This is a genomic window from Veillonella sp. Ser01 (genome assembly GCF_053850375.1).
In genome coordinates, this window is sequence record NZ_JBSPUA010000004.1 from 24,504 (window position 1) to 37,484 (window position 12,981).

Sequence of the window (12,981 nt, forward strand, 5' to 3'; positions counted from 1 at the left end):
TAGAATTGGGATTATATTAATAGGGACTTACTGTAATGGCAATATATTATTACGTTTTATGCTTGGGGATTCATAGGGAGTATAAATGAATATAAAACGTATCGGTTTGTGCATACTAGCATTAATTGTAGTGGGGCTGTCCTATTGGCTTGCAGTAGGTGGCAATTACGACAGTAAAACAGTACGCATAGACCCAGAAGAGCATACATTAGTAAATTCTAGTGATGCCATCATTTCAAAACGAATATTAGCGATGAAGTCCATCGATTCACAAGTGTACTTTCTAGGTTATGAAGGGTATGGTATTTATAATTTAGCTGATAATACACTTCGGTTGATGCCTATTACCTTTCGTGGTCAACATATAGAGCCACCGAAGACCGAGAACTACCAACGTGGTTTACGAGAGATTACTATGGTAAAAACTTTCTCTGATTTTAATGGTCCAGAACAATCCGTATTCAAGGATTTGTTGGAATCTACAGATAGAGGCGCTCACTATTATGGGGATTTTTACCATTCAGGTTATGAGTCATCCCTCATTGACATGAAGGACCAGTATTTTATAACGAATACGGTACGAGCTTTAAAGCGTATAAATCATACATTGTATGTATATGATGCGTCAGGGTTTATTATCATTGATTTAGATAGTCGTCGTATTCAAGGGTTCTTTAATAATCGTCTAGGTGGAGAAGGACCCAAAGGAGTACCCGATAGCTTGCGTGGCCACTATGGTTCAGATTTCACGATGATATATGCATTGTCCAAGTTAGATCCAAAGGATTTAGAGATTTTATGGTCAATGAGAAAACAATATTTAGAAAAGTCACCACAAGTGATGGAGAATAAGGATTTATTCCCTCTTAATCTTGATGAGATGACTTTATAGGAGGTATATTATGCTTTGGTCAATTATTGTAGGCGGGTTCATTGGTTTCGTAGCTGGTCGTATTACTAAAAAGGCGCAAAGCATGGGGATTATTCTCCGTGTTATTGCTGGTTTAGTAGGGGCTTCTGTAGGTCAAGCTTTGCTTGGTACTTGGGGCCCAAGTCTTGCAGGCATGGCATTAATTCCGTCCATCGTTGGTGCAGTTATAGTGATTGCTGTAGTAAGCTTCTTTACTGGACGAGACTAACTATATAATAGAAGGACTATTATAGGATTTTCTATAATAGTCTTTTTTTATCGTTATAAATCTATTTTCTTATATACCTATGAGAAAATAGGTATATAATAGTTTATGTATTTTACAAGCAATATGTTTTTATATAACTTAACATTGTTGATTCATATACTGGTAATCGCTGGTTTAAGTGGAATTGTATTAGAAGATGTATATCTTTAAGTACGAATCGTAGGAGGCCCTTATGAAGTTACGTAAAGTAGGTATTATTGGCACTGGACATGTAGGTTCTCATGTAGCATTTTCTCTTGCTCTACAAGGTGAAGTAGATGAACTATATATGATGGATATTGACGAGAAAAAAGCTAAAGCACAAGCAATGGATATAAATGATGCTGTCAGCTATATTCCTCATAAAGTAACAGCTACTGCAGGTCCTATTGAAGATTGTGGGGATTGTGATATTCTCGTATTTAGCGCTGGTCCTTTACCAAATTTATATCAAGATCGTTTAGAAAGTCTTGGTGATACAGTTGAGGTTTTAAAGGATGTTATTCCTCGAATTAAAAAGTCCGGCTTTGATGGTTTTATTATTTCTATTTCTAATCCTGCTGATGTTGTTGCTACCTATTTATGTAAACATTTAAATTGGAATCCAAAACGTATTATTTCCAGTGGTACAGCTTTAGATTCAGCGCGATTACAAAAAGAATTGGCCCACATTTTTAATATTAGTAACCGTACAATTACAGCGTATTGTTTAGGTGAACATGGCGGTAGTGCTATGGTGCCATGGTCTCATGTTTATGTACAAGGAAAACCGTTAGTGCAATTACAACAAGAATTGCCTCATAGATTCCCTACACTTGATCATACTCAAGTGCTAGATGATGTAAAAATTGGTGGTTACCATGTATTGGCTGGTAAAGGCTCCACAGAATTTGGTATTGCTAGTGCAACAACAGAATTAATTCGTGCTGTATTCCATGACGAAAAGAAAGTGTTGCCATGTTCTTGTTATCTAGATGGCCAATATGGTGAAGAAGGAATCTTTGCATCGACTCCAGCAGTTATTGGCAAAGATGGTATCGAAGATGTATTTGAATTAAAGCTAACTAAAGATGAATTAGCTTTGTTTAAAAAATCTTGTGCAGTTATTCGTGAATATGCTCATAAAGCAGAGTCATTGTAAGGTGCTGCTATCTGTTATATAAGTCTATTAATGATAAAAATAAATATCTATATATAGAGAGAATATATATTTAAATGCAAACTAGAGAATATATATTTAAATGCAAACTATAGATAATTTTATTTAGTCCCTAACGAGGTTCTGTGATATAATAAAAAAATGACAGTATACAGATGATGAATATTTTTGGGGGATATTATGACTCAAGACACTATGGAAGTACAACGTCCAAAAAAGCCGCGCAAACGGGTTAGACCTAATCGCAAAGCGCAGGATCAACGTATTATCCTCATGTGGATCAAGCGAATTGGTATAGGGATTATGGTGCTGCTATTATTAGGGCAAGCCTATCGCTTGGTGGCTGTATATCAAGAAAAACAACATATTGAGCAACAATTGCAAGAATTAAAACAGCGAAATGAAGAATTAGAACAGGAAAAGGCTAAGTTGCAAGATCCAAAGACCATTGAGGGGGTGGCTCGTGAGGAGCTCGGCCTTGTAAAACCTGGTGAAGTACCTTATGTAAAATAGGTTTGACTGTAGTAATTTTGATTCGCATCAGTTTGTAGTTTGAGGTTTCCGCATTAATTAGGAGGTTGCATGGCAATCGAAGTTGGTAACATTATTGATGGTACCGTATCTGGTATTACAAAATTCGGCGTATTTGTTGATTTAGGAGAGAAGCAAACAGGTCTAGTTCATATTTCTGAAGTAGCTCATGGGTATGTCGAAGATATTAATACCGTATTAAAGGTTGAAGATCCAGTAAAGGTTAAGGTTTTATCTATTGAAGGTAATAAAATTGGCCTTTCTATTCGTCAAACACAGCCTAAAGAGACAACAAGTGAAGAGCGACGTCCTCGTCGTGTTCAATCTAAACAAAGCACAGAGGCTTTTGAAGCAAAGATGAAATCATTCTTGCGCGATAGCAATGAACGCTTACACGATTTAAAACGCAATACAGAAGGTAAACGCGGAGGCCGAGGCGGTCGTCGAGATTAATAGTGAGAGATGGCATTGAGCCATCTCTTTACTTATGTATAGGCCTTAACAGTATAATAGTGTTAGAGGCATACTAATTATGTAAGGAGCAATTATGAAGTTAGCTATTATTGATATTGGATCAAATTCAGTACGCTTATTATTGGCTACTTATGAAAATAATATATGGCACTATGAGCCGAAACAGTTGTGGACTACTCGTTTAGGCCAACGTAACTCAGATGGTACATTGCGCACTGAATCGATGGAAGCGTCCTATCAAGCTTTTACAGAAATAAAAAAAATAGCGGACCAATATGGGGTGGAATGCTGCTTTGGTTTTGCAACGAGCGCTGTTCGTGAAGCATCTAATGGTCTTGAATTTATGGACCGCATTAGCGAACATTGTCCGATGGAATGGCGTATTCTCACGGGCGACGAAGAGGCTATTTATGGCTTTAATGGTGCCTTAGGGGATCAGTTGAATGATGGTCGTCACTATACAACTATCGATATCGGTGGCGGTAGTACAGAGCTAGCATTAGGCAATAAGGACGGCGTTTACTGGAGCCGATCTTATCCTGTAGGGGCTGTACGCCTTCAATCTATGTCTGATGAAGGTCCTCAACGAGTATGGGAAGAAACTCGATTCCTTTGGGATCCCATGATGATTCAAGGTGAATTTGGTGAATTCATTGGTATCGGTGGTACGCTAACGACGCTAGCGGCCATTGATTTAGGCCTTGAAAACTATGATGGTACGAAGGTACAAGGTCATAAATTAAGTCGTGAAACAGTAGAGGGTATCATTCTAAACTTACGTTACATGAGTCGCGATGAGCGATTACAAGTAAAAGGTTTACCTGCAGGACGTGCCGATATCATCGTAGCTGGTGCAGAAATTTTAACGTCCTTTATGGATGCTTATGAGGTTCCTCATGTATTTGTGAGCGACCAAGATGGTATGGAGGCGATGGCTCGTGAATGTGAAAGAACTTATTCGAACCATTAATCACACCTTAAAATCACATAATCTATTTCCTGAAAATAGTCGAATTCTAGTAGCTTGTTCTGGGGGCCCCGATTCAATGGCTCTATTGTATTTGTTACAAGATATTGCTACGCATCGTCATACAACGTACAAAATAGGTGTAGCCATTGTAGATCACTGTATTCGCCCTGAAAGTAAGGATGAGGTCTTGTGGCTCCAACATCAAGTGGAAGAGTTAGGTCTGCCATTTTATTCCGCTTCCTTTGATGTACCACGCCTAAGTAAGGAATATAAAAAGTCTGAAGAAACTATAGGCCGCCAAGTACGTTATCAATGGTTAAATGAAATTGCCCAGTCTGAGGGCTATGATTATATTGCAGTAGCTCATCATAAAGACGATCAAGCAGAATCGATTTTGGCACATATCATTAGGGGTTCTGGTCTAAATGGTTTAACTGGCATGTCTGTAGTACAATCTGAATATGCTATTCCTGTAGTTAGACCGCTGTTAGACGTAACAAAAGAAAACTTATTAGCCTATATAGGGACAAAACATATTTCGTATTGTATTGATTCTACGAATGAGGATGTACGATACCAGCGAAATAGGATTCGTCATCGCATTATACCTGAATTGGAAGCTATTAACCCTGCTGTGGTAGATGCCATAGTTCGACTAGGAAGTTCTGTAAATGAAGATGTAATGGTTATCTCTGATTTAACGGCCCGAACCTTTGATAAATTAGTGTCGATTGGTAAGGATGAGGTGAGAATCTCTCGCCGTGCCTTGAGACAGGAACCATTGGCAATACAGCGAAGGTTATGGCAGCATTTAGTAAGTACCATTGACCCTGAACTAATGCTTACATCAGCTCATCAAGAGCAATTACTGGACATTGTTAACACAGGGGAAAAGAAAACTTTCACTATAAAAAGTATAAAAGTAATCGCTCAATGTGATACAATAAAGGTATATTGCAAACATTAATATGAATCGTGGAGGTCATATAGATGCATCAAGACGCAAAAGAGATTTTATATACAGCAGAACAATTACAGGCTCGTGTAGCCGAGCTAGGTAAAGCAATTAGCGAAGACTATAAAAATGAATCTGTAGTGCTCGTAGGGGTGTTAAAGGGAGCCATCGTTTTCTTTACAGACTTAGCTCGCGCTATTGATGATAGCGTAGATGTAAGTTTTGATTTTATTTCTTGCTCTAGCTATGGTAGTGGCACAACCAGTACAGGTGTAGTACGAATTCTAAAAGATTTGGATCGCTCTGTAGAGGGTAAGCATGTGCTTGTTGTGGAAGATATCGTAGATACAGGCACAACATTGCATTACTTATTAGAAAATTTACATGCTCGTGGTGCTAAAAGCGTACGCCTCGCTGCATTATTGAATAAACCAGATCGCCGTAAGATGGACGTAGACGTTGACTATGTGGGCTTTATTATTCCTGATTATTTTGTTATCGGTTATGGTTTAGACTACGCAGAAAAATATCGTCACTTACCATATATCGGTATTTTAAAGGAAGAAATGTATCAAAATTAAAAATATGATATAATATATGAGTGCATCTCTCAATGAGATGTACTCAATTCGTTTATACAACTAAATTATTATTGAAAGGGGTAATCTTTTGGGTCGATTTACAAAAAATATCGTCCTTTACTTACTTATCATTGCCGCTTTCGTTATCGCCATTGACGCTTTCTCTGGTCAAAGTGCGAATAAATCTGAACTAAGTTACACAGGATTTATTCAACAAGTACAACAGAAAAAGGTTGAGTCCGTAACGATTACCAATGATCATGGTATTAAAGGTAAACTAAAAAATGGAACAGAATTTAATTCTTATGCGCCAAGTGATGAAACATTAATTAAAACATTACAAGATAATGGCGTAGAAATTACAGCTGCTCCACCTGAGCAACCAGCTTGGTGGATGAGCCTGTTAGGCTCTGCTATTCCTATTATCATCTTGGTTGTGTTGTTCTTCTTTATCATGCAACAAACACAAGGTGGCGGTGGCCGAGTGATGAACTTCGGTAAAAGCCGTGCTAAATTGATGGGTGAAGGTAACGTAAAGGTTAGCTTTAAAGATGTAGCAGGTGCTGAAGAAGCAAAACAAGAATTAGAAGAAGTAGTAGAATTCTTGAAAGATCCAGGTAAATTTACAACTATTGGTGCTAAAATTCCGAAAGGTGTATTGCTCGCTGGACCTCCAGGTACAGGTAAAACATTGCTTGCTAAAGCCGTAGCTGGTGAAGCAGGGGTACCATTCTTTACGATTTCCGGTTCTGATTTCGTAGAAATGTTCGTAGGTGTTGGTGCATCTCGTGTGCGTGATCTTTTCACACAAGCGAAAAAGAATGCGCCATGTATCATCTTTATCGACGAAATTGATGCGGTAGGTCGCCAACGTGGTGCTGGTCTTGGTGGTGGTCACGATGAACGTGAACAAACATTGAACCAATTGCTCGTTGAAATGGATGGTTTCGGTGCTAACGAAGGTATTATTACTATCGCTGCTACAAACCGCCCAGATATTCTTGACCCAGCGCTATTGCGTCCAGGTCGTTTTGACCGTCAAGTTATCGTAGGTCGTCCAGACTTACGCGGTCGTGAAGCAATCTTAAAAGTACATGCTCGTAATAAGCCATTGGCTGATGATGTGGACTTAAAAACAATTGCTAAGAAAACTCCAGGCTTTACTGGTGCTGACTTGAACAACTTGTTAAACGAAGCGGCTTTATTGGCTGCTCGCCTTAACAAAAAAGTTATCACTATGGCTGAAGTTGAAGAAGCAAGTGAAAAGGTTAGCATGGGTCCTGAACGCCGCAGTCATATTGTGAGCGAGAAAGACCGTAAGTTAACAGCGTACCATGAATCTGGCCATGCTATTGTGGCACATTTATTGCCTCATGCAGATCCTGTTCATAAGGTAACAATCATTCCTCGTGGTGCAGCAGGTGGTTACACTATGATGCTTCCTACAGAGGAACAAAATTACAAAACGAAATCTCAATTATTGGCAGATATTCGCGTAGCTCTTGGCGGTCGAATTGCAGAGGCCTTAATCCTAGATGAAATCAGTACAGGTGCTTCTGGTGACCTTCAAAGCGTAACGAATACAGCACGCGCTATGGTAACGCGTTGGGGCATGAGCGATGAGCTTGGTCCTATCGTATTTGGTGAACAACAAGAACAAGTATTCTTGGGTAAAAACCTTGGACACGAGCGCAACTACAGTGAAGAGATTGCAGCAAAAATCGATGCTGAAATTCATCGCATTGTTGAAGAAGCTTATAAAGATGTAACAAAACTTCTTAGCGATAACGAGAAATTCTTACATGATATGGCAAATGCTTTATTAGAGGAAGAAACAATCGATGCGAAAGCAGTAGATAATCTTTACAAATATGGTACAACAAAAGCACCAGAAACTGAGGAGCCAAAAGAAGCTCTTGAAGCAGCAGGTATTGTAGTACCAGAGGTTGTTGAAGCTAAAGAGAACACTGCTACAGTAGATGCTCCTAGTGAAACACCTTCTAATGAAATCAAATAATGAGATATGTAAATAAAAGAGCTGGCCTCGTTGAGGGCCAGCTCTTTTTATGTATGCTCTTTTGATTATAATTACCTATTACTAGCTATAGGTAAATAGTATGCTATCTATATTGCGAAGCTAGTAATGTAGTTGGTGAGGATTAGCTATTGGCCATCATTAATGTGACGTGTTGCCAAGTGCTGTTGAATTCTACGCTCTTTTATAGCTTTCAAATATTTTTGGGCTAGTACATTTGGAATCGCTACACCAACCGCAATACCTACAATAGTGAGGATACCTGTTACACCGTTTTGGACCATATGAAGTAAACCAGATTCTGTTAGTGCATTGATATGAAGAATATCAAAGAGGAATCTGTAATATAAAATACCAGGCATTAAGGCTATAGCAGATGGGACGATAATGATTGTGCTAGATGTTCTCAGCCAAGTAGAAACTTTTACATAGATCACACTCATTACAGCAGCGCCTACAAAGGTAGCACCTGGAATGGAGAAGCCAAATTCAACAGCTAATAAATTGCGGGTAAATACGCATAATACACCGCCAATGCCAATGGATACTAGTAATCGGACAGGAGCGTTAAAGAGTACCGCAAAGGAAGCAGCAGCTGTAAAAGACCCTATAATTTGCTCAATGGATAATACATGAGGCTTAATATCTACAAAGCTAAAGGCCGGCATAGGGTTAAAGTATAATGCCATGGCCATGCCTAAGGTCATGCTACCAACGATAAGGATCGTTCTAATAGCTCTTGTAATTCCCGATAAAATATGGTTGTTGATGGTATCGATAACGGAGTTTATAAGCGGTACACCAGGTATCATAAATAAGGTACAACAAACAAGAACGTAAACTAACGAAGCTTGTTCAATATGTGAATAGAAACCATAGGCAGAAACTATGGCGGCAAAGCCGCCAATTGCAATGCCTACATATTCATTGCAACCAAAGCGTACCGATAAGGTACGACCAAAATAACCGATTAGAGAACAAATAACAGTTACAATAAAAGCTATCATATCGCCACTATACAAAAAGGCAAGGCCTGCTGATCCGAGGGCACAAGCAATACCCTTTATCCAATCAGGATATACTGGAATAGTGGAATCTAATCTTGAAATTAACTGTTCATAAGTTGTAAGTGAATAATGTCGTTCAAAGGCTCGCCAAGTTAGTTTAGATACTGCATTAATCATGGCCATATTGGGTACATGGACAGGTGTTTTTCTAAATACGGTAATAGATCGTTCTTTATGCAGTAAATTGACCATAATCGTAGTATAGGAAATATGTATATTTAAATAATCATGAGGAATACCCATAAATGTGGCGGCTTTAAGCATTTCTTCAATGATTCGATTTGTATCGGCACCACATTCCATGAGTAGTTTGCCTATGTTTAATAGGACATCGAGCTTTCTATGAATATGAATAAACGGGTTCTCAAGAACTTCATTTTTTTCTTCTAATGTAAATTGTTTCATATATCTCCCCAGATAATGATAGATTATATTATTGTTATCTTTTACATACGGTATAACTTAATACTATATGTATTATACCATTAATTATTTTAAATAATCCTTGCTTTTTATAGAGTACACTTGTACAATCGAATTGTAAACCTAGGTTGACAAAGAAAGGGGCTCTAAACTATGCGTGATGAAGTGCTAGAATTCTTGAGACAAAACCAAGGTAGTTTCGTATCGGGACAAGATATGTCCGAAGCATGCCATGTTTCGCGCACAGCAATTTGGAAACATATCAAGGCGTTACGTCAAAAAGGCTACAAAATAGAATCTTATACCAAGAGGGGGTATCGATTATTGGAGGAACCTGATTTGTTAAGTCCATTGGCCATGAAGCAAATCTTAAAAACAGATGTATTTGGAAAGCGGTATGTCTATATGGACACTACCGAATCTACTAACCTAGAAGCTCGTCGCTTAGCGCAACAAGGTGCAGAAGAAGGTACTGTTGTTGTAACAGAGGAACAGGCTGCTGGCCGAGGTCGTTTATCGCGGGGCTGGTATTCTCCATTTGGGAAAGGTCTATGGTTTAGTCTCATTTTGCGCCCTGACTTTGCACCTGTAGAAGCACCAAAATGTACTTTGATGGCTGCAGTGGCATTAACAAAGGCATTTCATAAAATGGGGCTCACTGATGCGGGTATTAAGTGGCCTAATGATATTCTAGTGAATGGCCGTAAATTGGTAGGTATCTTAACAGAAATGTCTGGCTCTATGGAGGAAATCTCTTATATTGTGATGGGCATTGGTGTCAATGTTAAAACAAAACAAGAAGAACTTCCAGAAGAATTAAAATTAATTGCTACATCCCTCGCCATGGAAGGTATTGATATTGAGCGGACAGAGGCATTTAAAATTATATTAGAGTCTTTAGAACATCAATATTATGAAGTTCTCGATAGTGGCTTTGAGGAAACCCTAAATGAATGGCGTCAATTATCGGTAACGCTTGGTGAGGAAATTGAAGTAAGAGCACCAGGAAATACTTATGAAGGCGTAGCAACCGATATTGATGAAGATGGTAACTTATTAGTAAGAATCCCGGATGGGACTGTTAAACGTGTTATGGCAGGGGACGTATCAATTCGTCCGCGTAAATAGGAGGCATTCATGTTATTAGTAATTGATGTGGGGAATACCAACATTGTTCTTGGTGTATACGACAAGACAGAGCTTGTAGGTCACTGGCGTATTTCCACGGATCGCGTTCGGACCACTGATGAATATGGCATGTTGATGATGAACTTATTCTTCCATGACCGCAAGGTAGATGTGAAGGATATTAAAGATATCATCATTTCCTCAGTTGTGCCACCATTGATGCCTACATTAGAGCGCGTTTGTTTAAGGTATTTCAATGTAAATCCTCTTATCGTAGGGCCTGGTACTAAGACCGGTATCGCCATTAAGTATGATAACCCTCGTGAAGTAGGTGCTGATCGTATCGTAAATGCTGTGGCAGCGCATGAACAATATGAAGGGGATTTAATCATTATCGACTTTGGTACAGCTACTACCTATTGTGCGGTTAAAGGTAATGGCGATTATATGGGCGGTGTTATCTCACCAGGTGTTACCATTTCTGCAGAGGCTCTATTCCAACGGGCTGCTAAATTACCACGTATTGATGTAAGAGACCCAGGTCAAGTCATTTGCCGGAATACCGTATCCTCTATGCAGGCTGGTATGTTCTATGGTTATGTAGGCCAAGTGGAAGGCCTTGTATCGCGCATGAAAGCCGAAATGGGCGATCATGTAACTGTCGTAGCTACAGGTGGTTTGGCACAACTCATTAGCAGTGCTACAGGCTGCATCGATCATGTAGAACCTATGCTTACATTAGAAGGTTTACGCCTTATTTACGAAAGAAATAAATAATGCTACTATAATATAGTTACGAATATGTAACAAAGTAGTGTACATTCGGGTACAGCTTATGCTGTACCCTTTTTATTAGGGGATATATATGAATAATAAACAATGGCAAATTGGAGCTGTCAAAATTGATGGACAAGCCATATTAGCGCCAATGGCAGGAGTAAGCGATATTGCTTATCGCTTACTTGCTAAAGAGCATGGGGCCGCCTTGGTTTGCACCGAAATGGTTAGCGCCATGGGCATTAAATATAAAAATGAACGCACCCATGAATTGTTGCGTATTGAAGAGGTAGAACGTCCTGTATCTATGCAAATCTTTGGTTCCAATCCAGAAGCAATTGCATTAGGCGCAAAGGTAGTAGCTGATGCAGGTGCCGATATTGTAGATATTAATATGGGCTGTCCTGTTAAAAAAGTTGTTTCCTCCGGTGATGGCTCTGCACTTATGAAGAATCCTGACTTAGCCGCGCGCGTAGCAGAGGCTGCGGTTAAGGCTGTGGATGTGCCTGTAACGGTGAAAATGCGCATTGGTTGGGATAGTGATTCCATCAATGTTGTGGACTTTGCGAAGCGTATCGAATCCACAGGTGTGGCGGCTATTGCTGTACATGGCCGTACTAAGGAGCAAATGTACAGTGGGCATGCTGATTGGTCTTATATTAAGGCTGTAAAAGAGGCTGTGTCTGTACCCGTTATGGGCAATGGGGATATAGTGGAACCAGAGGATGCGAAGCGCATGCTCGATGAAACAGGATGTGATGCGGTGATGGTAGGCCGTGGTGCACAGGGAAATCCATGGATCTTTAATCGTATTCATCACTATTTAGCGACTGGTGAAGTATTGGCTGCGCCGAGCGATATTGAATGTCTCGACATGTTATTAAAGCATTTTGATCTTTTATGTCAATATAAGGGTGAAAGTATGGCCGTTAAGGAAATACGAACTCATGCAGGCTGGTATATGAAGGGCCTCCCTGAATCAGCATATTGGCGCAATCGTGTGAATACAATTCATACTGTAACAAGCTTTCACAATGAGCTAGAATCATACCGTAAAATATTGTCTGAAATGTAGTCAGATTGACAAATGTACAGTATTTTTATATAATGGTTGAGATAATTTAGAAATAAAAGATAAGGTGTCATCTTACTATGGCACTTTTTTCTTATTTAATTTATATGTAGAAAGAGTGGGGTACCCATGGCAGACGTAAAAGAAACATTACTTACCGCCGAAGGTTTAAAGAAATTAGAAGAAGAATTAACGTATTATAAATCTGTACGTCGTATTGAAGTGTCTGAACGTATTAAGACTGCTATTGAATATGGCGATATCAGTGAAAACTCTGAATATGATGATGCGAAAAATGAACAAGCTTTCATCGAAGGTCATATTGTAGAGCTTGAAAATAAAATTAACACTGCGAAAATCATCGACGAATCCGTAAAAGGTGATGTTGTATCCGTAGGTAGCAAAGTAACGGTACTAGATACAATGTACAATGATGAATTAGAATATGTTATCGTTGGTTCCTCTGAAGCGGATCCATTCAACAATCGTATCTCTAACGAATCTCCTGTAGGTAAAGCTATTTTGGGCAAACGTAAAGGTGATGAAGTAGAAGTTTCCACACCAGATGGTCCTGTTACATTCAAAGTGTTAGCAATCCAATAATTTACATTTACTGACGAAGAGGCGATAA

At 39.1% G+C, this 12,981-nt stretch carries 14 protein-coding genes; 13 read left to right on the plus strand and 1 reads right to left on the minus strand.

All coding sequences use genetic code 11. The annotated features are described in order from the left end of the window. Window positions 1-85 precede the first annotated feature (85 nt). From ACWTVK_RS07745 to ftsH, 9 genes are all read left to right on the plus strand, one after another. Window positions 86-892 carry a hypothetical protein gene (locus ACWTVK_RS07745; RefSeq protein ID WP_456046474.1) on the plus strand — a complete coding sequence of 269 codons (807 nt, stop codon included), beginning with the start codon at window positions 86-88 and terminating at the stop codon, window positions 890-892. Between the two features lie 10 nt (window positions 893-902). Then, entirely contained in the window at window positions 903-1,139 is a 237-nt protein-coding gene (locus ACWTVK_RS07750) for a GlsB/YeaQ/YmgE family stress response membrane protein (RefSeq protein ID WP_005387228.1), read from the plus strand. A 232-nt stretch (window positions 1,140-1,371) separates the two neighbouring features. Continuing rightward, complete coding sequence (locus ACWTVK_RS07755) at window positions 1,372-2,319, plus strand: L-lactate dehydrogenase (protein WP_456046475.1); 948 nt, start codon at window positions 1,372-1,374, stop codon at window positions 2,317-2,319. A 198-nt stretch (window positions 2,320-2,517) separates the two neighbouring features. After that, window positions 2,518-2,850 carry an FtsB family cell division protein gene (locus ACWTVK_RS07760; protein WP_005387230.1) on the plus strand — a complete coding sequence of 111 codons (333 nt, stop codon included), beginning with the start codon at window positions 2,518-2,520 and terminating at the stop codon, window positions 2,848-2,850. A 69-nt stretch (window positions 2,851-2,919) separates the two neighbouring features. Beyond that, the gene (locus ACWTVK_RS07765) at window positions 2,920-3,321 is read left to right on the plus strand and encodes a S1 RNA-binding domain-containing protein (RefSeq protein ID WP_105094746.1); all 402 of its coding nucleotides are present in this window, start codon (window positions 2,920-2,922) and stop codon (window positions 3,319-3,321) included. 94 nt (window positions 3,322-3,415) lie between these two features. Next, window positions 3,416-4,312 (plus strand): Ppx/GppA phosphatase family protein, encoded by an 897-nt coding sequence (locus ACWTVK_RS07770; protein WP_456046476.1) that lies wholly within the window; start codon window positions 3,416-3,418, stop codon window positions 4,310-4,312. Next, on the plus strand, window positions 4,281-5,279 hold the full coding sequence (gene tilS, locus ACWTVK_RS07775) for a tRNA lysidine(34) synthetase TilS (protein WP_456046477.1): 999 nt from the start codon (window positions 4,281-4,283) through the stop codon (window positions 5,277-5,279). The genes ACWTVK_RS07770 and tilS overlap by 32 nt, the downstream gene beginning before the upstream one ends. 23 nt (window positions 5,280-5,302) lie before the next feature. After that, a complete protein-coding gene (hpt, locus tag ACWTVK_RS07780) occupies window positions 5,303-5,848 on the plus strand; it encodes a hypoxanthine phosphoribosyltransferase (RefSeq protein WP_105086156.1) in 546 nt (181 codons plus the stop codon). A gap of 88 nt (window positions 5,849-5,936) precedes the next feature. Further along, window positions 5,937-7,865, plus strand: a complete 1,929-nt coding sequence (ftsH, locus tag ACWTVK_RS07785) for an ATP-dependent zinc metalloprotease FtsH (RefSeq protein WP_119208255.1) — start codon at window positions 5,937-5,939, stop codon at window positions 7,863-7,865. A gap of 146 nt (window positions 7,866-8,011) precedes the next feature. Here the strand turns inward: ftsH and ACWTVK_RS07790 are convergent, their stop codons facing one another. Further along, a complete protein-coding gene (locus tag ACWTVK_RS07790) occupies window positions 8,012-9,355 on the minus strand; it encodes a threonine/serine ThrE exporter family protein (protein ID WP_456046478.1) in 1,344 nt (447 codons plus the stop codon). A gap of 171 nt (window positions 9,356-9,526) precedes the next feature. On the opposite strand from ACWTVK_RS07790, the gene ACWTVK_RS07795 reads away from it, so the two are divergent. The 4 genes from ACWTVK_RS07795 (at window position 9,527) to greA (ending at window position 12,953) form a co-directional block, all read left to right on the plus strand. Further along, window positions 9,527-10,501 (plus strand): biotin--[acetyl-CoA-carboxylase] ligase, encoded by a 975-nt coding sequence (locus tag ACWTVK_RS07795; RefSeq protein ID WP_105086159.1) that lies wholly within the window; start codon window positions 9,527-9,529, stop codon window positions 10,499-10,501. Window positions 10,502-10,510: 9 nt separating this feature from the next. Next, window positions 10,511-11,278, plus strand: a complete 768-nt coding sequence (locus ACWTVK_RS07800; RefSeq protein WP_456046479.1) for a type III pantothenate kinase — start codon at window positions 10,511-10,513, stop codon at window positions 11,276-11,278. An 88-nt stretch (window positions 11,279-11,366) separates the two neighbouring features. Continuing rightward, complete coding sequence (gene dusB, locus ACWTVK_RS07805; protein WP_456046480.1) at window positions 11,367-12,353, plus strand: tRNA dihydrouridine synthase DusB; 987 nt, start codon at window positions 11,367-11,369, stop codon at window positions 12,351-12,353. A gap of 126 nt (window positions 12,354-12,479) precedes the next feature. After that, window positions 12,480-12,953 (plus strand): transcription elongation factor GreA, encoded by a 474-nt coding sequence (greA, locus tag ACWTVK_RS07810; RefSeq protein ID WP_105086162.1) that lies wholly within the window; start codon window positions 12,480-12,482, stop codon window positions 12,951-12,953. Window positions 12,954-12,981: the final 28 nt, after the last annotated feature.

What these genes read in the sequence shown, in the direction of transcription:
- ACWTVK_RS07770 (WP_456046476.1), top strand. Translation starts at nt 3,416, where the DNA reads ATGAAGTTAGCTATTATTGATATTGGATCAAATTCAGTACGCTTATTA.
- hpt (WP_105086156.1), top strand. Translation starts at nt 5,303, where the DNA reads ATGCATCAAGACGCAAAAGAGATTTTATATACAGCAGAACAATTACAG.
- dusB (WP_456046480.1), top strand. Translation starts at nt 11,367, where the DNA reads ATGAATAATAAACAATGGCAAATTGGAGCTGTCAAAATTGATGGACAA.
- ACWTVK_RS07750 (WP_005387228.1), top strand. Translation starts at nt 903, where the DNA reads ATGCTTTGGTCAATTATTGTAGGCGGGTTCATTGGTTTCGTAGCTGGT.
- ACWTVK_RS07795 (WP_105086159.1), top strand. Translation starts at nt 9,527, where the DNA reads ATGCGTGATGAAGTGCTAGAATTCTTGAGACAAAACCAAGGTAGTTTC.
- ACWTVK_RS07800 (WP_456046479.1), top strand. Translation starts at nt 10,511, where the DNA reads ATGTTATTAGTAATTGATGTGGGGAATACCAACATTGTTCTTGGTGTA.
- ACWTVK_RS07745 (WP_456046474.1), top strand. Translation starts at nt 86, where the DNA reads ATGAATATAAAACGTATCGGTTTGTGCATACTAGCATTAATTGTAGTG.
- ACWTVK_RS07760 (WP_005387230.1), top strand. Translation starts at nt 2,518, where the DNA reads ATGACTCAAGACACTATGGAAGTACAACGTCCAAAAAAGCCGCGCAAA.
- ACWTVK_RS07755 (WP_456046475.1), top strand. Translation starts at nt 1,372, where the DNA reads ATGAAGTTACGTAAAGTAGGTATTATTGGCACTGGACATGTAGGTTCT.
- greA (WP_105086162.1), top strand. Translation starts at nt 12,480, where the DNA reads ATGGCAGACGTAAAAGAAACATTACTTACCGCCGAAGGTTTAAAGAAA.
- ACWTVK_RS07790 (WP_456046478.1), bottom strand. Translation starts at nt 9,355, where the DNA reads ATGAAACAATTTACATTAGAAGAAAAAAATGAAGTTCTTGAGAACCCG.
- ACWTVK_RS07765 (WP_105094746.1), top strand. Translation starts at nt 2,920, where the DNA reads ATGGCAATCGAAGTTGGTAACATTATTGATGGTACCGTATCTGGTATT.